18 protein-coding genes are annotated in these 13,649 nt (G+C 63.1%); 8 read left to right on the top strand and 10 right to left on the bottom strand.

All coding sequences use genetic code 11. The features are described from left to right. Nucleotides 1-645: hypothetical protein (locus tag P1U55_RS07900; RefSeq protein WP_301046997.1), on the top strand; the 645-nt coding region annotated here is incomplete at its 5' end. A 169-nt stretch (nt 646-814) separates the two neighbouring features. On the opposite strand, the gene ychF is transcribed toward P1U55_RS07900, so the two are convergent. Continuing rightward, entirely contained in the window at nt 815-1,912 is a 1,098-nt protein-coding gene (ychF, locus tag P1U55_RS07895; protein ID WP_301046996.1) for a redox-regulated ATPase YchF, read from the bottom strand. Between the two features lie 254 nt (nt 1,913-2,166). Between ychF and P1U55_RS07890 the strand changes: the two genes are divergently transcribed. Together P1U55_RS07890 and trpA are read left to right on the top strand one after the other, a co-directional pair. Then, nucleotides 2,167-2,454, top strand: a complete 288-nt coding sequence (locus P1U55_RS07890; RefSeq protein WP_301046995.1) for a VOC family protein — start codon at nt 2,167-2,169, stop codon at nt 2,452-2,454. A 175-nt stretch (nt 2,455-2,629) separates the two neighbouring features. Further along, complete coding sequence (gene trpA, locus P1U55_RS07885; RefSeq protein WP_301046994.1) at nt 2,630-3,421, top strand: tryptophan synthase subunit alpha; 792 nt, start codon at nt 2,630-2,632, stop codon at nt 3,419-3,421. Here trpA and P1U55_RS07880 read toward each other — a convergent pair. Both P1U55_RS07880 and P1U55_RS07875 read right to left on the bottom strand, forming a co-directional pair. After that, nucleotides 3,382-3,828, bottom strand: a complete 447-nt coding sequence (locus tag P1U55_RS07880; RefSeq protein ID WP_301046993.1) for a hypothetical protein — start codon at nt 3,826-3,828, stop codon at nt 3,382-3,384. The two genes, trpA and P1U55_RS07880, sit on opposite strands and share 40 nt — an antisense overlap. Then, on the bottom strand, nt 3,825-4,928 hold the full coding sequence (locus tag P1U55_RS07875) for a class II histone deacetylase (protein ID WP_301046992.1): 1,104 nt from the start codon (nt 4,926-4,928) through the stop codon (nt 3,825-3,827). The genes P1U55_RS07880 and P1U55_RS07875 overlap by 4 nt, the downstream gene beginning before the upstream one ends. Nucleotides 4,929-4,964: 36 nt before the next feature. Here P1U55_RS07875 and P1U55_RS07870 point away from each other — a divergent pair, with 36 nt between their 5' ends. Beyond that, nucleotides 4,965-5,234, top strand: a complete 270-nt coding sequence (locus P1U55_RS07870) for a DUF167 domain-containing protein (RefSeq protein ID WP_301046991.1) — start codon at nt 4,965-4,967, stop codon at nt 5,232-5,234. 30 nt (nt 5,235-5,264) lie between these two features. Here the strand turns inward: P1U55_RS07870 and pth are convergent, their stop codons facing one another. Continuing rightward, nucleotides 5,265-5,987 (bottom strand): aminoacyl-tRNA hydrolase, encoded by a 723-nt coding sequence (pth, locus tag P1U55_RS07865; protein ID WP_301046990.1) that lies wholly within the window; start codon nt 5,985-5,987, stop codon nt 5,265-5,267. A gap of 152 nt (nt 5,988-6,139) precedes the next feature. Continuing rightward, nucleotides 6,140-6,793, bottom strand: coding sequence for a 50S ribosomal protein L25/general stress protein Ctc (locus tag P1U55_RS07860; RefSeq protein WP_301046989.1), 654 nt, complete (start codon nt 6,791-6,793; stop codon nt 6,140-6,142). Nucleotides 6,794-6,996: 203 nt separating this feature from the next. On the opposite strand from P1U55_RS07860, the gene P1U55_RS07855 reads away from it, so the two are divergent. Then, nucleotides 6,997-8,139, top strand: coding sequence for an MFS transporter (locus P1U55_RS07855; protein WP_301046988.1), 1,143 nt, complete (start codon nt 6,997-6,999; stop codon nt 8,137-8,139). Nucleotides 8,140-8,203: 64 nt separating this feature from the next. Here the strand turns inward: P1U55_RS07855 and P1U55_RS07850 are convergent, their stop codons facing one another. Continuing rightward, on the bottom strand, nt 8,204-8,605 hold the full coding sequence (locus P1U55_RS07850; protein WP_301046987.1) for a BrnA antitoxin family protein: 402 nt from the start codon (nt 8,603-8,605) through the stop codon (nt 8,204-8,206). A gap of 178 nt (nt 8,606-8,783) precedes the next feature. On the opposite strand from P1U55_RS07850, the gene P1U55_RS07845 reads away from it, so the two are divergent. Continuing rightward, the gene (locus P1U55_RS07845; protein WP_301046986.1) at nt 8,784-9,362 is read left to right on the top strand and encodes a thymidine kinase; all 579 of its coding nucleotides are present in this window, start codon (nt 8,784-8,786) and stop codon (nt 9,360-9,362) included. Nucleotides 9,363-9,371: 9 nt separating this feature from the next. Here the strand turns inward: P1U55_RS07845 and P1U55_RS07840 are convergent, their stop codons facing one another. From P1U55_RS07840 to P1U55_RS07825, 4 genes are all read right to left on the bottom strand, one after another. After that, nucleotides 9,372-9,710: a tRNA-binding protein gene (locus tag P1U55_RS07840; RefSeq protein ID WP_301046985.1), complete on the bottom strand. Its 339-nt coding sequence runs from the start codon at nt 9,708-9,710 to the stop codon at nt 9,372-9,374. Further along, complete coding sequence (gene proC / locus P1U55_RS07835; protein WP_301046984.1) at nt 9,707-10,507, bottom strand: pyrroline-5-carboxylate reductase; 801 nt, start codon at nt 10,505-10,507, stop codon at nt 9,707-9,709. The genes P1U55_RS07840 and proC overlap by 4 nt, the downstream gene beginning before the upstream one ends. 30 nt (nt 10,508-10,537) lie before the next feature. Then, nucleotides 10,538-11,041 (bottom strand): YbjN domain-containing protein, encoded by a 504-nt coding sequence (locus tag P1U55_RS07830; protein WP_301046983.1) that lies wholly within the window; start codon nt 11,039-11,041, stop codon nt 10,538-10,540. Nucleotides 11,042-11,321: 280 nt separating this feature from the next. After that, on the bottom strand, nt 11,322-11,567 hold the full coding sequence (locus P1U55_RS07825) for an accessory factor UbiK family protein (RefSeq protein ID WP_301046982.1): 246 nt from the start codon (nt 11,565-11,567) through the stop codon (nt 11,322-11,324). 103 nt (nt 11,568-11,670) lie between these two features. Here P1U55_RS07825 and lgt point away from each other — a divergent pair, with 103 nt between their 5' ends. Both lgt and P1U55_RS07815 read left to right on the top strand, forming a co-directional pair. Then, nucleotides 11,671-12,600 (top strand): prolipoprotein diacylglyceryl transferase, encoded by a 930-nt coding sequence (gene lgt, locus P1U55_RS07820; RefSeq protein WP_301046981.1) that lies wholly within the window; start codon nt 11,671-11,673, stop codon nt 12,598-12,600. Continuing rightward, nucleotides 12,597-13,649 (top strand): SAM-dependent methyltransferase, encoded by a 1,053-nt coding sequence (locus P1U55_RS07815; RefSeq protein ID WP_301046980.1) that lies wholly within the window; start codon nt 12,597-12,599, stop codon nt 13,647-13,649. Before lgt ends, P1U55_RS07815 begins: the two co-directional genes overlap by 4 nt.

Here is a 13,649-nt window from a genome sequence, read left to right as displayed (position 1 = left end):
ATCCGCCGCGCCGATCACGCGGCGGGCGGGCAGGCCGGGGTGGCGGCGCTGCGGGGTATCTTCATCGCCCACCACGAAGAAGGCCGTGACAAGGGCCTCGCCCAGCCGCTGGAAATCGCCATCGCCCTCTCGCGCCAGAGCCTCGCGCGCGCCACCGATGCCGATGAGCGCGGCACGCTGCAAAACGATCTTGCCACTGCGCTGCAAACCCTCGGAGAACGCGAAAGCGGCACCGAGCGGCTGGAGCAGGCCGTCACCGCCTATCGCGTCGCGCTCAAGGAATGGACCCGCGAGCGCGTGCCGCTTGAATGGGCCATGACCCAGATGAACCTTGGCAATGCGCTCGCCATCCTCGGGGAACGCGAAAGCGGCACCGAGCGGCTGGAGCAGGCCGTCACCGCCTTTCGCGCCGCGCTCAAGGAACGGACCCGCGACCGCGTGCCGCTCAATTGGGCCGGGACGCAGGGCAACCTCGCTAACGTGGAAATCGCCTACTTCGAAAAAACCGGTGACCCCACCCACCTAACCGCCGCCCGCACCCATGCAGAGGCGGCGCTGGAGGTGTTTACCGAGGCCGGGGCGACGCAGTATATCGGCATGGCCGAGAACATACTCGCCCGCATCACCGCCCTCGAAACCAGCTAACCGCCCACCTGTTGCGCCCGCACGCCCCGTTCACTTAACCATGGCGGCTAAAACCCGATGCGCATCGCTTGTGCATTGGTTGTGCATCGCTTGTGGCTGTGATCTTTTTGCGGTTAACGCCAAAAATCGACCGGTTTTAACTGTAAACCAGCCGCTCCCCGGCCCCGCCTCAGCTTGAGTGCAAAAAGTGCAGCACGTCGCCGTCTTTCACCACATAGGCCTTGCCCTCGGCGCGCATTTTGCCCGCTTCCTTCGCCCCCTGCTCGCCCCCTGCGGCGACAAAATCATCATAGGCGATGGTCTCGGCGCGGATGAAGCCGCGTTCAAAATCGCCGTGGATCACCCCGGCGGCTTTGGGGGCTGATGTCCCCTCGGGGATGGTCCAGGCGCGGGCCTCTTTGGGGCCAACGGTGAAGTAGGTTTGCAGGTGCAAAAGGGCGTGCCCCGCGCGGATCAGCCTATCAAGGCCTGCTTCCTTAAGCCCCAGTTCTTCAAGGAACATTTCGGCTTCATCGGCGTCCAGCTGCGAAATTTCCTCTTCGATCTTGGCCGAAATTACCACGCTCGCCGCGCCCTGCTCCTCGGCCATTTTGGCCACGGCGGCGGAGTGGGCGTTGCCCTCGGCGGCCTCGTCTTCGGCCACGTTGCACACATAGAGGATCGGCTTGGTGGTGAGCAGTTGCAGCCCTTTCCAGGCCTTCTCATCGTCCTCGTCAACCGCCACCACACGGGCCGGTTTGCCCTCTTCCAGCACCTTCTGCGCCTCGGCCAAAAGGCGGTCTTGCTGGGCGGCTTCCTTGTCATTTCCCTTGAGCTTTCGCACCAGCCCCGCACGGCGTTTTTCAATGCTTTCAAGGTCAGACAGCATAAGCTCAGTTTCGATCACCTCGGCATCTTCCACCGGGTTCACACGGCCTTCCACATGAGTCACTTCACCGTCTTCAAAACAGCGCAGCACATGGGCAATCGCATCACATTCTCTAATGTTTGCAAGGAATTGGTTGCCCAGCCCTTCCCCCTTGCTGGCGCCCTTCACAAGGCCCGCAATGTCAACAAATGTCATCCGCGTCGGGATGATCTGCTTGGAGCCAGCGATCTCGGCGAGCTTGTCCAGCCGCTCATCGGGCACCGCCACCTCGCCCACGTTCGGCTCGATCGTGCAGAACGGAAAATTCGCCGCCTGCGCCGCTGCCGTCCGGGTCAGCGCGTTGAAAAGCGTCGACTTGCCCACATTGGGCAGCCCCACGATGCCGGTCTTGAAGCCCATCTGCCTATCTCCATTGGTTCAAGCCGCCTTCTAGGCAGCCCATCGCCCAAGAGCAAGCCGGTGGTTGATTTGCAACCCCCTTCGCCACAACGTTGATACCAATCCGAAGGGAAGCACATCACCATGAAAGCCATTCCCTACCTCTTCTTCAAAGGCACCGCCAATGAGGCGATGGCGGCTTATGCGGAGATCTTCAAAAGCCCCCGCCCGAGGTATTTTCCTTCCGGCAAATCCCCGCCGAGGATCAAGCGCAAATGCCCAGCGTGCCGCCAGATGCGGTGATGCACGGCGCCCTTCAGGTGGGGGATACATGCCTCTACTGCTCCGATGATCTGACCGGTGAGTTCATCCCCATGGCGGGCTGCTCAGTGTCGATCACCGTCGGTAACGCACCCGAAGCCGAGCGCGTTTTCAAGGCTCTGTCCGAGGGCGGCGAAGTGCGAATGCCGATGACAGAAATGTTCTTCTCCCCCGCCTTCGGCACCCTCACCGACCGCTTTGGCACTCGCTGGATGATCATGGCCGATAGCGAAGCGGGCTAGCGCCGCTGCCCCCTTCCACACAGGCCTTCCAAGCATGGAATCGCGCAAAGGCGCAGAACAGTTAGCTTACACCAATGCTCTAAAATGGCGCGTTTGCCGGTGTCACCACGGCCTCTCCCCTTGCGCCTGCGCCGCTGATCCGTCACATCTCCCCAAGCAACCAAGGGAGCCCGCCATGACCCGCATCGACGATACCTTCGCCCGCCTCCAAGCCGAGGGCAAAAAGGCCTTTGTCGCCTATATCATGGCCGGTGACCCGGATTATGAGAAATCCCTCGAAATCACCCGCGCCCTGCCCGCCGCCGGGGTCGACATCATCGAGCTTGGCGCGCCCTTCACCGATCCCATGGCCGACGGCCCCACCATTCAGCTTGCCGGGCAACGCGCCCTCGCGGCCGGGCAAACGCTCAACAAAACGCTGCAAATGGTGCGCGATTTTCGCACCGAAAACACCACCACCCCGATCGTGCTGATGGGCTACTACAACCCGATCTATTCCAAGGGGGTCGAACCCTTCCTTTCTGAGGCGTCCGAAGCGGGCGTTGACGGGCTGATCATCGTTGATCTGCCCCCCGAGGAGGATGAGGAGCTGTGCATCCCGGCGCAAAAGGCGGGCCTCAATTTCATCCGCCTCGCCACGCCAACAACCGATGACAAGCGCCTGCCCAAGGTGCTGCAAAACACCTCCGGCTTTGTCTACTACGTCTCGATCACCGGCATCACCGGCTCTGCCGAGGCCGAGGCAGGCGATGTGGCTCCCGAGGTTGCCCGCATCAAGGCGCAAACCGATCTGCCCGTCATCGTCGGCTTTGGCATCAAAACCCCCGAGTCGGCTGAAAGCATCGCCGCTATTGCCGATGGCACCGTGGTCGGATCGGCCATCGTCAACGAGATCGCCCAAGGCAAATCGGTTGAAGAGGTCACCGCCTACGTCAAGGCGCTGGCCGATGGCGCACACCGCGCCTGATTGGCCTTCTCGCCATCGTCATGATTGAGGCGCGGCAGCAGCGGCAGGGTGGTGAAAGGAAAGCCACCATCCAGCATCAGCGTCACCGTCCCCGGATAGCTTTCCTCCATGGCCACAGCGAGGTCTTCAAGCACCTCCGCAAGCTCCGGCGTCACGTAGCTTCGGTTCATCGCGCAGTAGATCATCTTGGCCCTCAGCGGCCCGCCCCAGCAAGGCACCGCCTCTCGCCCCACCAGCGGCGCGGCAACAAAGGCGCTTGCCGTAAGCCCCGCGTATATCAGGATAAATGCCAGCAAACGGCGCTTGAGGCCTAGCGCCAAAAACCACGCCAATCCGCCCACCAGCGTCAGCGCGGTCAGCACCGCGATCACCGCCAAATGCACCGCGCCCATGGCCCAGAACTTCACAGCCCCGCCGCCTCGGCCTGCACCGCGAGCAACCCGTCGACAAAGCCATCAAACGCCGCTCCCGGCTGGCGCGCTTCCAGCGTTTCCGCCAGCGGGTCCGCCACGCGGATAGCGCTGCCCGAGAGCGCCTCCAGCGTCGCGTGGCCGCAAAACGGCACATGCGCTTCCGAGTATCCGCCCTCATGCACCAGCACGAGCCGCCCACCACAGAGATCAGCTGCCAACGCCTTCATCCGCAGAGTCATCTCGCGGAAGGTTTCGGGCGTGGCCAGCATTCGCCCCAGCGGGTCCATCGCCCCGGCATCATAGCCACAGGCGACCACGATCAGATCGGGCGCAAACCGGCGCAGCTTCGGCTCCACCAGCCGGTCCATCGCCGCAAGGTAGCCGCGATGCCCGCAACCGGGCGGCAGCGGGATGTTGAGGTTGGCCCCCTCCCCCGCGCCTTCGCCGCGCGCGTCGCAACCTCCTGTATCGAGCGGATAATTACGCTCCTGATGCAGTGAAACCGTCAGCACCTCGGCCCGGTCATAAAAGCAGGCTTCGGTGCCGTTGCCGTGGTGCACATCCCAATCCACCACCGCTACCCGTGCCACCCGGCCCTCGGCCAGCGCCGCCTCTACCGCGATGGCAATGTTGGATAAAAGGCAAAAGCCGTTGGGCCAGTCCGGCAGGCAATGGTGGCCCGGCGGGCGGCTCAGGGCATAGGCGGCCTTCAGCCTGCCTGCGCACACCTCGCGCACCGCCGCCACCGCCAGCCCCGCCGAGAGCGCCGCCACCTCGTAGCCGCCGCGCCCGAACGGCGTGCGCAAGCCCAATTCCCCGCCTCCCGCGTCTGACATCTGCTTGAAGGCCTCCAGATAGGCCGCCGGGTGCACCCGCAACAGCTCGTCCCGGCTGGCCTCTGGTGCGCCCTGCATCGCAAGCTCATCGGCCAGCCCCGAAACGCTCATCAGGTTCTTCAGCCGCCGCTTGGTTTCCGGCCCGTCCGGCAAGCCACCCGCGCCGGGCTGCACAAAATCCCCCACCGGCAGCGTGAGCGCATAATCGCCGCCATGGTGCCAAAAGCACCGCTCATCCCAGAAAAATCCTGTCGCCATCTGGCCCTCCTGTCTGCCGTCATGCCAATCAGTGCCATGGCCAAACCAAGGATGCAAAAAGGCGCGCTGTCTCACCTTGCCACGCCGGGCGAGGAGATCGCAGTGCGCGTCACCCCCAACGCCCGCGCCGAAACGGTAGAGGCCACGCCCGATGGCCTCAAAGTCACCACCACCGCCACCCCGGAAGGCGGGCGCGCCAATGCCGCCGTGCAAAAGGCGCTCGCCCATGCGCTTGGCCTGCCAAAAAGCCGGCTGACCCTCACCGCAGGGACAACCGCGCGCACCAAGCGCTTTCGGATCGACTGACTTTTTGCAAACCTTGGCGGCGCGAACCGCCTAGCGGAACTTGTCCACCAATCGCTGAAGCGCTGATTTTTCCTCAGGCTCCCCCTCTGGCGCGGGCTTGGCCGGTTCTGCCGCCGCGCTCTTCTCCGCTTTTGCGGGCTTTGTGCGGGCCTCCGCCGTGGGCTTGTTGGCACTCTGCGCTTTCGCAGGCTGCAACCGCCGCGCCACCGCATTCATGAAGCGCCCCTGATCGCCCGCCGCAAGCTCAGCCGCGCCGTCAGACACCCCGCGCAGCATGTCATCCAGCCAGCCCTCATCGGCCTTGGCGAAATCATGCAGCACATAGCCTGCCACCGCTTCCTTGCGGCCCGGATGGCCCACCCCCATGCGCACCCGGTCATAATGTGGGCCAATGTGCTCATGGATCGAGCGCAACCCATTGTGCCCCGCATGGCCGCCGCCCGCCTTGCAGCGCAGCTTGCCGGGGGCCAGATCAATCTCATCGTGGAAAACCGTCACATCCGGGGCGTCCAGCTTGAAAAAGCGCATCGCCTCGCCCACCGATTGCCCCGACAGGTTCATGAAGGTCATCGGCTTTAACAGCACCACCCTTTCGCTGCCCAGCCGCCCCTCGCTGACCTCGCCCTGAAACTTTGCGCGCCACGGCGCAAAGCCATGGTCCCCGGCGATCCGCTCAAGCGCCATGAAGCCAATGTTGTGGCGGTTGCCCGCATATTTCGCGCCCGGATTTCCAAGGCCGACCCAGAGTTGCATCGCATGTCCCCTTCCCTGCCCTCAATGCAACGGGGCGGGGCAAAAATCCAGCCCCGCAAGCTCCCACCCCGCCGCACCGGCGATCACAATCGCAACGAAAAAGGGCGCTGCCCGCAGGCCGCGCCCCTTTCCCAAATTCATCGCGCGCAAGTTTACTCGTCCGAGGCTTCCTGCTCGGTCGCGGGCACCTCATCGGCGGCCACATCCTCGTCCTCGTCGTCACCCGCAGAGCGCAGGCCGGAGGGGGCCGAGATGTTGGCGATCACGAAGTCACGGTCGATCGTCGGGCGCGTGCCGGTGGGCAGCGTGATGTCCGAGATGGTCACCGTGTCACCGATATCAAGACCGGTCAGATCAACAACCAGCTTCTCGGGGATCTCACCCGCCGTCACCATCAGCTCAACTTCAGGGCGCACCGCGTTCAAAACGCCGCCCATCTTGAGGCCGGGGGCCTCTTCATCATTCACGAACTCAACGGGAATGAAGAGGTTAATGCGGCTGTTGCGCTTGAGGCGCATGAAGTCAACGTGGGTGGGAAGGTCTTTCACCACGTCACGCTGGACCGAGCGGCAGATGACGCGCACGTCCTCCTGGCCCTCGACCTTCATGTTGAACAAGGTCGACAGGAAGCGACCGGCCCGAAGGTGCTTGAGCAGCACGTTGAAGGGCAGTTGGATCGAAAGCGGGTCTTCACCACCACCGTAAACGATACCGGGGACCATTCCGTCGCGACGTGCTTGACGAGCGGCGCCCTTGCCTGTCCCCGTCCGGACCGAGGCAGTAAGATCAGGGATCTGTCCAGCCATGTGTAATTCTCCAAAGGTTAGGGCGGGCATCCTCCAAGGCTGTATGCCCGCGTGAAGGCGCTCCATTACGGTGCGAAACCCCGTTTGGCAAGGCCGCAGGCCCATGTAGAGCGGGTTTTTCGCACAAACTCCGCGCCTCATGGCCCTGTTTGAAGGCGCTTTGATGCTTGCTTTGGGCGGCGGCGCGTGATTCCCGTTCTGTCATGTCCTTGCGTGCCGCCATAACCCTCTCGCGCCGGACCCTGCCGGCCTTTGCCGCCGAAGGGGTGTGTTGGGGGGCCTTTGCCGCCTACACGCCGCAGATCAAACACCATATCGGCGCGTCTGACGCGGAATATGGCTTTGCGCTGCTGTTCGGGGCCATCGGCGGGATCACCGCCATGGCGCTGGCCCCGCGGTTTGACCGGCTGATGGGGCGGCGCGCCATGGCCCTGGCCGCGCTGATCCTGATTGCCGCCTTCCAACCAACCATCTGGACCGGCTCGCTCGCCTTCTTTGCCCTCTTCATGGTGTTCACCGGCGCGGCGGCGGGGCTGCTCGATGTGGTAATGAACGCCCGCCTCGCCGGGATCGAGGCCAAAAGCGGCGCGTCCCTGATGAACCTCAACCACGCGGTGTTTTCCTTTGCCTATGCTGGCGCGGCGCTTTCCACCGGGCTGGCGCGGGATGCGGGGGTTTCCGTGAGCACCAGCTTCGCGGTGCTGGCACTGGTGGTGCTTGGCCTCGCCGTGGCGGCGATCCAGCGTGAGTTGCCCAAGGGCCGCGTAGCCCCACCCGCCACAAAGCTGCGCACCGGTGCGGTGGCGTTTTGGGGCGGCGGTATCATCCTTGTCGGGTTTCTCGCCGAACAGGCGACCGAGGCCTGGTCAGCCCTGCACGTTGAGCGCACCCTTGGCGGAGGGGCCGCAGAGGGAGCGATGGGGCCTGCCATGTTAGGGCTGACGATGGGGGTGGGCCGCCTTGCCGGACAGTTTGCCACCGCCCGGCTGAACGAGGCCCGGATCGTGACCCTCGCCGCCCTGCTCTCTGCCGCAGGGGCGCTCACCGCCGCGCTGGCGCCCACACCGGCCGTGGCCTACCTTGGCTTTGGGCTGCTCGGCCTCGGCGTCTCGGTCATCGCGCCGATGTGCTTTGCCCTGATCGGCCGCCTATCTCCCCCCGAGGCCCGCGCGACCGCGATCTCACGCGCCGCCATGGTGGGCTACGCAGGGTTCTTCATCGGCCCGCCGCTGATGGGCGGGTTGAGCCAGGCTTTCTCACTGCCCATGGCCTTTGTCGCCGTGGCTATCCTTCTGGCCCTGTGCCCGCTCCTGCTGCTCCCCCTGCGCGACGCCAGACCCAATTGAGCGCCTGCGGCGCATTCCATTTTTTATTTGGATATTTTCAGCAAGAAAATGCGCAAGTGGCGGTTCATTGCCCCTGTTCGCTGTCGCCATACTCAGCCCTGCGCCGGGTTTTGCGGCGCATCAGGCGCTCGGGGTGGGTGAGGTATTCATTGGCATCCGCCCCTTCCAGCACCTTGGCCAGGCGCATGTGCATGAAGGCGCGCAGCACCCGGTTCATCCGGGGTTGGTAACCGGGGCCGAGCGCCTTGAAAAAGCGCACCACATCGGCATCCAGTGCCACCGTGACACGCGTGCGCTTGGGGTCACGGTGGTCTTCGGGCATGGCGATCTCGTGCCACTCGGGCGGGCAGCCGCGCAGGTCCCACAGGCGGTCATGGATATCGTGCTCGATCATCCGCAGCGCATCGACGCCATAAAAGAAATGCTGCCGCTCGGCCTTGGTCATCTTTTCCGGTTGGATTGGCATGCAGCCACCTCGCTTTTTGTCGTGGAGCGGGCAGGTTCTGCGCAAAAGGTTAATTCGCCCCCGGCGCGGCGCACGGGTGATTTTACCTATGTATGGGTTGTGTATGGGTTGTGCATCACTTGTGGCTGTGGTCTTTTTGCCACTCCACAAGGCGCAAATCCAATCGTAAACGCAGCGTATGGCGAAGCTTTACTTTCATTATTCCACCATGAACGCAGGCAAGAGCACCATCCTCTTGCAGGCCTCCCACAACTATATAGAGCGTGGGATGAAAACCTACCTGCTAAATGCTGCGTTTGATCGCCGCGCAGGCGAGGCCCATATCGGCTCGCGCATTGGCCTGTCGGCCCCGTGTGATACCTTTACCCCCGGTGAAGACCTTTATGCCAAAATAGAGCAACGCCTCGCCAAGGCCCCCTGCGCCTGCATTTTTGTCGATGAGGCGCAATTTCTTGAGAAGGCGCAGGTTTGGCAGCTTGCCCGCGTGGTGGATGATCTGAAGCGCCCGGTGATGTGCTATGGGCTGCGGGTGGATTTTCAGGGAGAGCTGTTTCCCGGCTCCTCCGCGCTGCTCGCGCTGGCCGATGAGATGCGTGAGGTGCGCACGATTTGCCACTGCGGGCGCAAGGCCACCATGGTTGTGCGGCAGGATGATGCAGGCCGGGTTCTGACCGAAGGCGATCAGGTGCAGATCGGCGGCAATGAAACCTATGTCAGCCTGTGCCGCCGTCACTGGCGCGCGGCGATGGGCTATTAAGCCCATGGTCTAAAACAGTTTTCCGCCAATTGGCACGCCCCTGTCCGGCCCCAGCAGCACCACCTCGCCATCCTCATCGGGCAGGCCCAGCACCAGCACTTCCGAGATCATCGGGCCTATCTGGCGGGGCGGGAAATTGACCACGGCGATCACCTGTTTGCCCACCAGCGCTTCGGGCGTGTAGTGCCGGGTGATCTGCGCCGAGCTCTTCTTGACCCCCAGTTCAGGCCCAAAATCCACCCAAAGTCTGATCGCCGGTTTTCGCGCTTCGGGGAAGGGTTCGGCCTGGGTGATCTTGCCCACCCGGATATCCACCTTCAGGAAGTCATCAAAGCTGATTTCGCTCATGATTTCAGCTCTCTGGAGCGGTTGGCCGCAGCTGCAACGGTGCGGCGCATCAGGTCTGGCAACTCTGGCATCAGCACCTCCAGCCCGGCTTGAGTCGTGCCATTTGGCGAGGTCACATTCACCCGCAATTGTTCGGCCGAGGTTTCATCCCGGTAGGCCAGTTCGCCCGCCCCACACACCGTTGCCCGCGCCAGCCGCATCGCCAGATCAGGCGCCAGCCCCTCAGCCTCACCGGCCTTGGCCATCGCCTCTATCATGTGGAAAACATAGGCCGGACCAGAGCCGGACAGCCCCGTCACCGCATCCATCTCGGCCTCATCATCCAGGCGCACAACCTCTCCCACCCCCGAAAGCAGCCCTTCGGCCATATCCATATGCGCCGCGCTCACCTGCGCGTTGCCGATCATCGCGGTGATCCCACGGCCCACGGCGGCGGGGGTATTGGGCATCGCGCGGATCACCGGAACCGCGCCCAGCGCCGCTTCGAACGCCTCAATCGGGGTGCCTGCGGCGATTGAAATGAACATCGTTTCATCGCCCAAAGCCTGCAAGGCAGGCAGCGCCTCGCCCATCATTTGCGGCTTCACGGCGATCACCGCTACCGCCGGGCTTGCGGGCAAATCCATGTTGATATTCAAGCCAGTGAGGGATTGCAGCCAATCCGAGGGGTGCGGATCAAGCACCGTTACCGCCTCGCGGGCGAGCCCCTCATTCAGCCAGCCGCGCAGCATCGCGCCGCCCATCTTGCCGCAGCCCAGCAGCACCAGGCCGCGGGCTGCAATCTCTGTCATATCCATGGTGATCCCCCGTGTGGTTCGGGGGGTAGATTAGGCGCGCCCGTAGGCCTCTGCAATCGCCACCTGCATGGCATTCTCGGCAGAGCGGTCGCCCCAGACAACCAGTTGCATCGCCGGGTAAAACCGCTCGGCGGCGCTGACGGCGGCGTTGATCAGCTTGTCGATCTGCTCAGGGTGGGCCATTTGCCCGCCACCCATCACCAGACCATAACGATACACCATCAGCTTTTGCTCGTTCCAGAAGGTGAAAGCGCCGGCCCAGCACATATCGTTGACCCGGTTTAACACTTCATAAAGCTGAAGCAGTTTATCTTCAGGGGGTTCCATCTCGAAGGTGCAGATCAGGCGCAGCGTTTCGTCATAGCCCGACCAGGCCAAGGTGATGGAATAGGTGCGCCACTGTCCTTCAACCGCCATCGCGATCTGATCATCAGCGATACGGTCAAAATCCCATGCGTGGTGTTCTGCCAAATTCTCGACGATGTCGATCGGATGCAGATCCTCGGATTCCAGATATTCTTCGGAAAGTGACATGCCCGGCCCCTTCATTGTTTGCTTCGGCCGTTCTTGACGACGCCAAAGCTTGTTGCCTGCTCTAAGTGCGGTGGGAAGGCCCCCAGCACTTACTAGATATGGTGCGCGGGAATACGGGCATGTGTAAAGCCAAAACTTGAGGCATTCGACAATAAGTTGTGGAGAAAAAGCAGGCACCCGCCAGATATAGCGAGGCTCCTGTGGATAACCTCCCGTCCGGGCACAAAAAAGCCCGGCAAGCCATAAAGCCGCCGGGCGCGTTGGAGCGAATGAGCCGCCGTCAGCCCTTGTCGGCTTCCAGCGCATCAAGCCGAGCTTTCAGCGCTTCGTTCTCTTCACGGGCTTTCTGAGCCATGCTGCGCACCGCATCAAACTCTTCTCGGGTCACAAAATCCCGATCGGCGAGCCAGCGATCCACCAGGCTGTTCATCGCGGTCTCGGCCTCACCCTTGGCCCCTTGTGCGACGCCCATCGCATTGGTCATCAGCTGCGAAAGGTCATCAAAAATCTTGTTGCGGGTCTGCATTGGGCCGGGGCTCCTTTTTGGGCGTGGCGTTGGGGGGATATATGGGGCCTCAGGGCCAATTTGCAAGGTTGACACTGTCCCCCCGGCGCGGCCAATTGCCCCCATGCAGGCTCTTATCCCCTTCCCCGAGATCGACCCGGCGATCTTCACCCTCCCGCTTTTTGGCATGGAGTTCGCGCTGCGGTGGTATGCGCTGGCCTATATCGCTGGCATCATCGTGGGCTGGCGCCTTGGCATCTGGATGATCGTCAGTGATCGTCTGTGGCCCGCCAATCGCTCTCCCATGACCCGCGATCAGGGCGACGACATGCTCACATGGATCGTTCTTGGCATCCTGTTGGGCGGGCGGCTGGGCTATGTGCTCTTTTACAAACCGGGCGATTATGTCGCCGATCCCGCCAGCATCTTGCGGGTTTGGGATGGCGGAATGGCCTTCCACGGTGGGCTGTTGGGGGTGATCATTGGCGTGTGGATCTTTTGCGCCCGCCACGCGATCACCAAGATCAACGTCGCCGATATGCTGGCCGTCTGCGTGCCGCCGGGGCTGTTTTTTGGCCGTATCGCCAACTTTATCAACAGCGAGCTTTATGGCCGCCCCACCGATGTGGCCTGGGCAGTGAAATTCCCCAGAATGTGCTACGACACCGTGGCCCAGGGCTGCCCGGTTGAAGGCGAGTGGTTTTACACCGGCACCGAGCTGGCCCGCCATCCCTCGCAGCTTTACGAGGCGGGGCTGGAAGGGCTGCTCCTGGGCACGATCCTGTTCATCATGGCCCGCCGTGGTGCGCTTAAAATCCCAGGTCTGCTCTTGGGTATCTTCCTCGCAGGCTACGGCATTTCCCGGCTCATCGTGGAGCAATTCCGCGAGGCTGACAGGCAGTTCATGAGCGTTGATAACCCGCATGGCTATGTCATCGGCCTTGGCGATTTTGGCATCACGATGGGGCAGGCCCTGTCGCTGCCCATGGTCGCGCTCGGGCTTGGCTTTATCATCTACGCCCTGCGCCGCAAGGCCCGCGCCACTGCGGCATGAGCGGCCTGCTTCCCAAGCTGCTGGCCCGGATCAAGGCCGAAGGCCCGCTGACCGTTGAGGCCTATATGGCGGCCTGCCTCGCTGACCCCGAGCACGGCTACTACATCACCCGTGACCCGCTTGGCGCGCAGGGAGACTTCATCACCGCGCCGGAAATTTCCCAGATGTTCGGCGAGCTTATCGGGCTTTGGCTGGCGCAGGTCTGGCTCGATCAGGGCAGCCCGACGCCCTTCATGCTGGCCGAGTTGGGGCCGGGGCGCGGCACGCTGATGGCTGATATCCTGCGTGCCGCCGCAAAGGTTCCGGGCTTTGCCGAGGCCGCTCAGGTCGTGCTGGTTGAAACAAGCCCGGTGCTGCGCAAAGCCCAGGCCGGGCTGATGCCCACGGCCACCTGGGCCGACACTATTGAGAACCTGCCCAAAATGCCGCTCTACCTCGTGGCCAACGAGTTCTTTGATGCGCTGCCGATCCGCCAGTTCATCCGCACCCCCTCTGGCTGGGCCGAGCGGCATATCGGGGCCGAGGGCGACACGCTTACATATAGAGACATCGAAACCGATGCGCCCGCCCTCGCCCACCGCCTTGATGATACCACCCCCGACGACATCGTTGAAACCTGTGCTCCCGCCACCCGGATTGCCTCTGAAATTGGTGCGCGTCTCGCTGCTGCCCGTGCTGGCGTGGCGCTGATCATTGATTACGGCGCACCCATTTCCAAAGGCGATACATTGCAGGCCATCAAGGCGCACCAGCCTGTTGATCCGCTCACCCTGCCCGGCGAGGCTGACCTTACCGCGCATGTGGATTTTGGCGCGCTTTCCGCAGCACGTGGCCCAACCGAGGCCGCCCCGCTCACCCCGCAGGGCGTGTTTCTGGAGCGGCTGGGCATCACCGCGCGGGCGCAGGCCCTGGCGCAAAACCTTGGCGGTGCGGCCCTGGAAAGCCACATTGCCGCGCATCGCCGCTTGACCCACCCGCAGGAAATGGGAACGCTGTTCCAGTGTCTCGCCCTCCACCCAACCTCCACCGCAACACCTCCGGGGTTTTAG

It is taken from the genome of Vannielia sp. (genome assembly GCF_029212645.1).
In the GTDB taxonomy this organism is placed as follows: Bacteria; Pseudomonadota; Alphaproteobacteria; order Rhodobacterales; family Rhodobacteraceae; genus Vannielia.
This window is presented reverse-complemented; position numbering and strand designations above follow the sequence as displayed.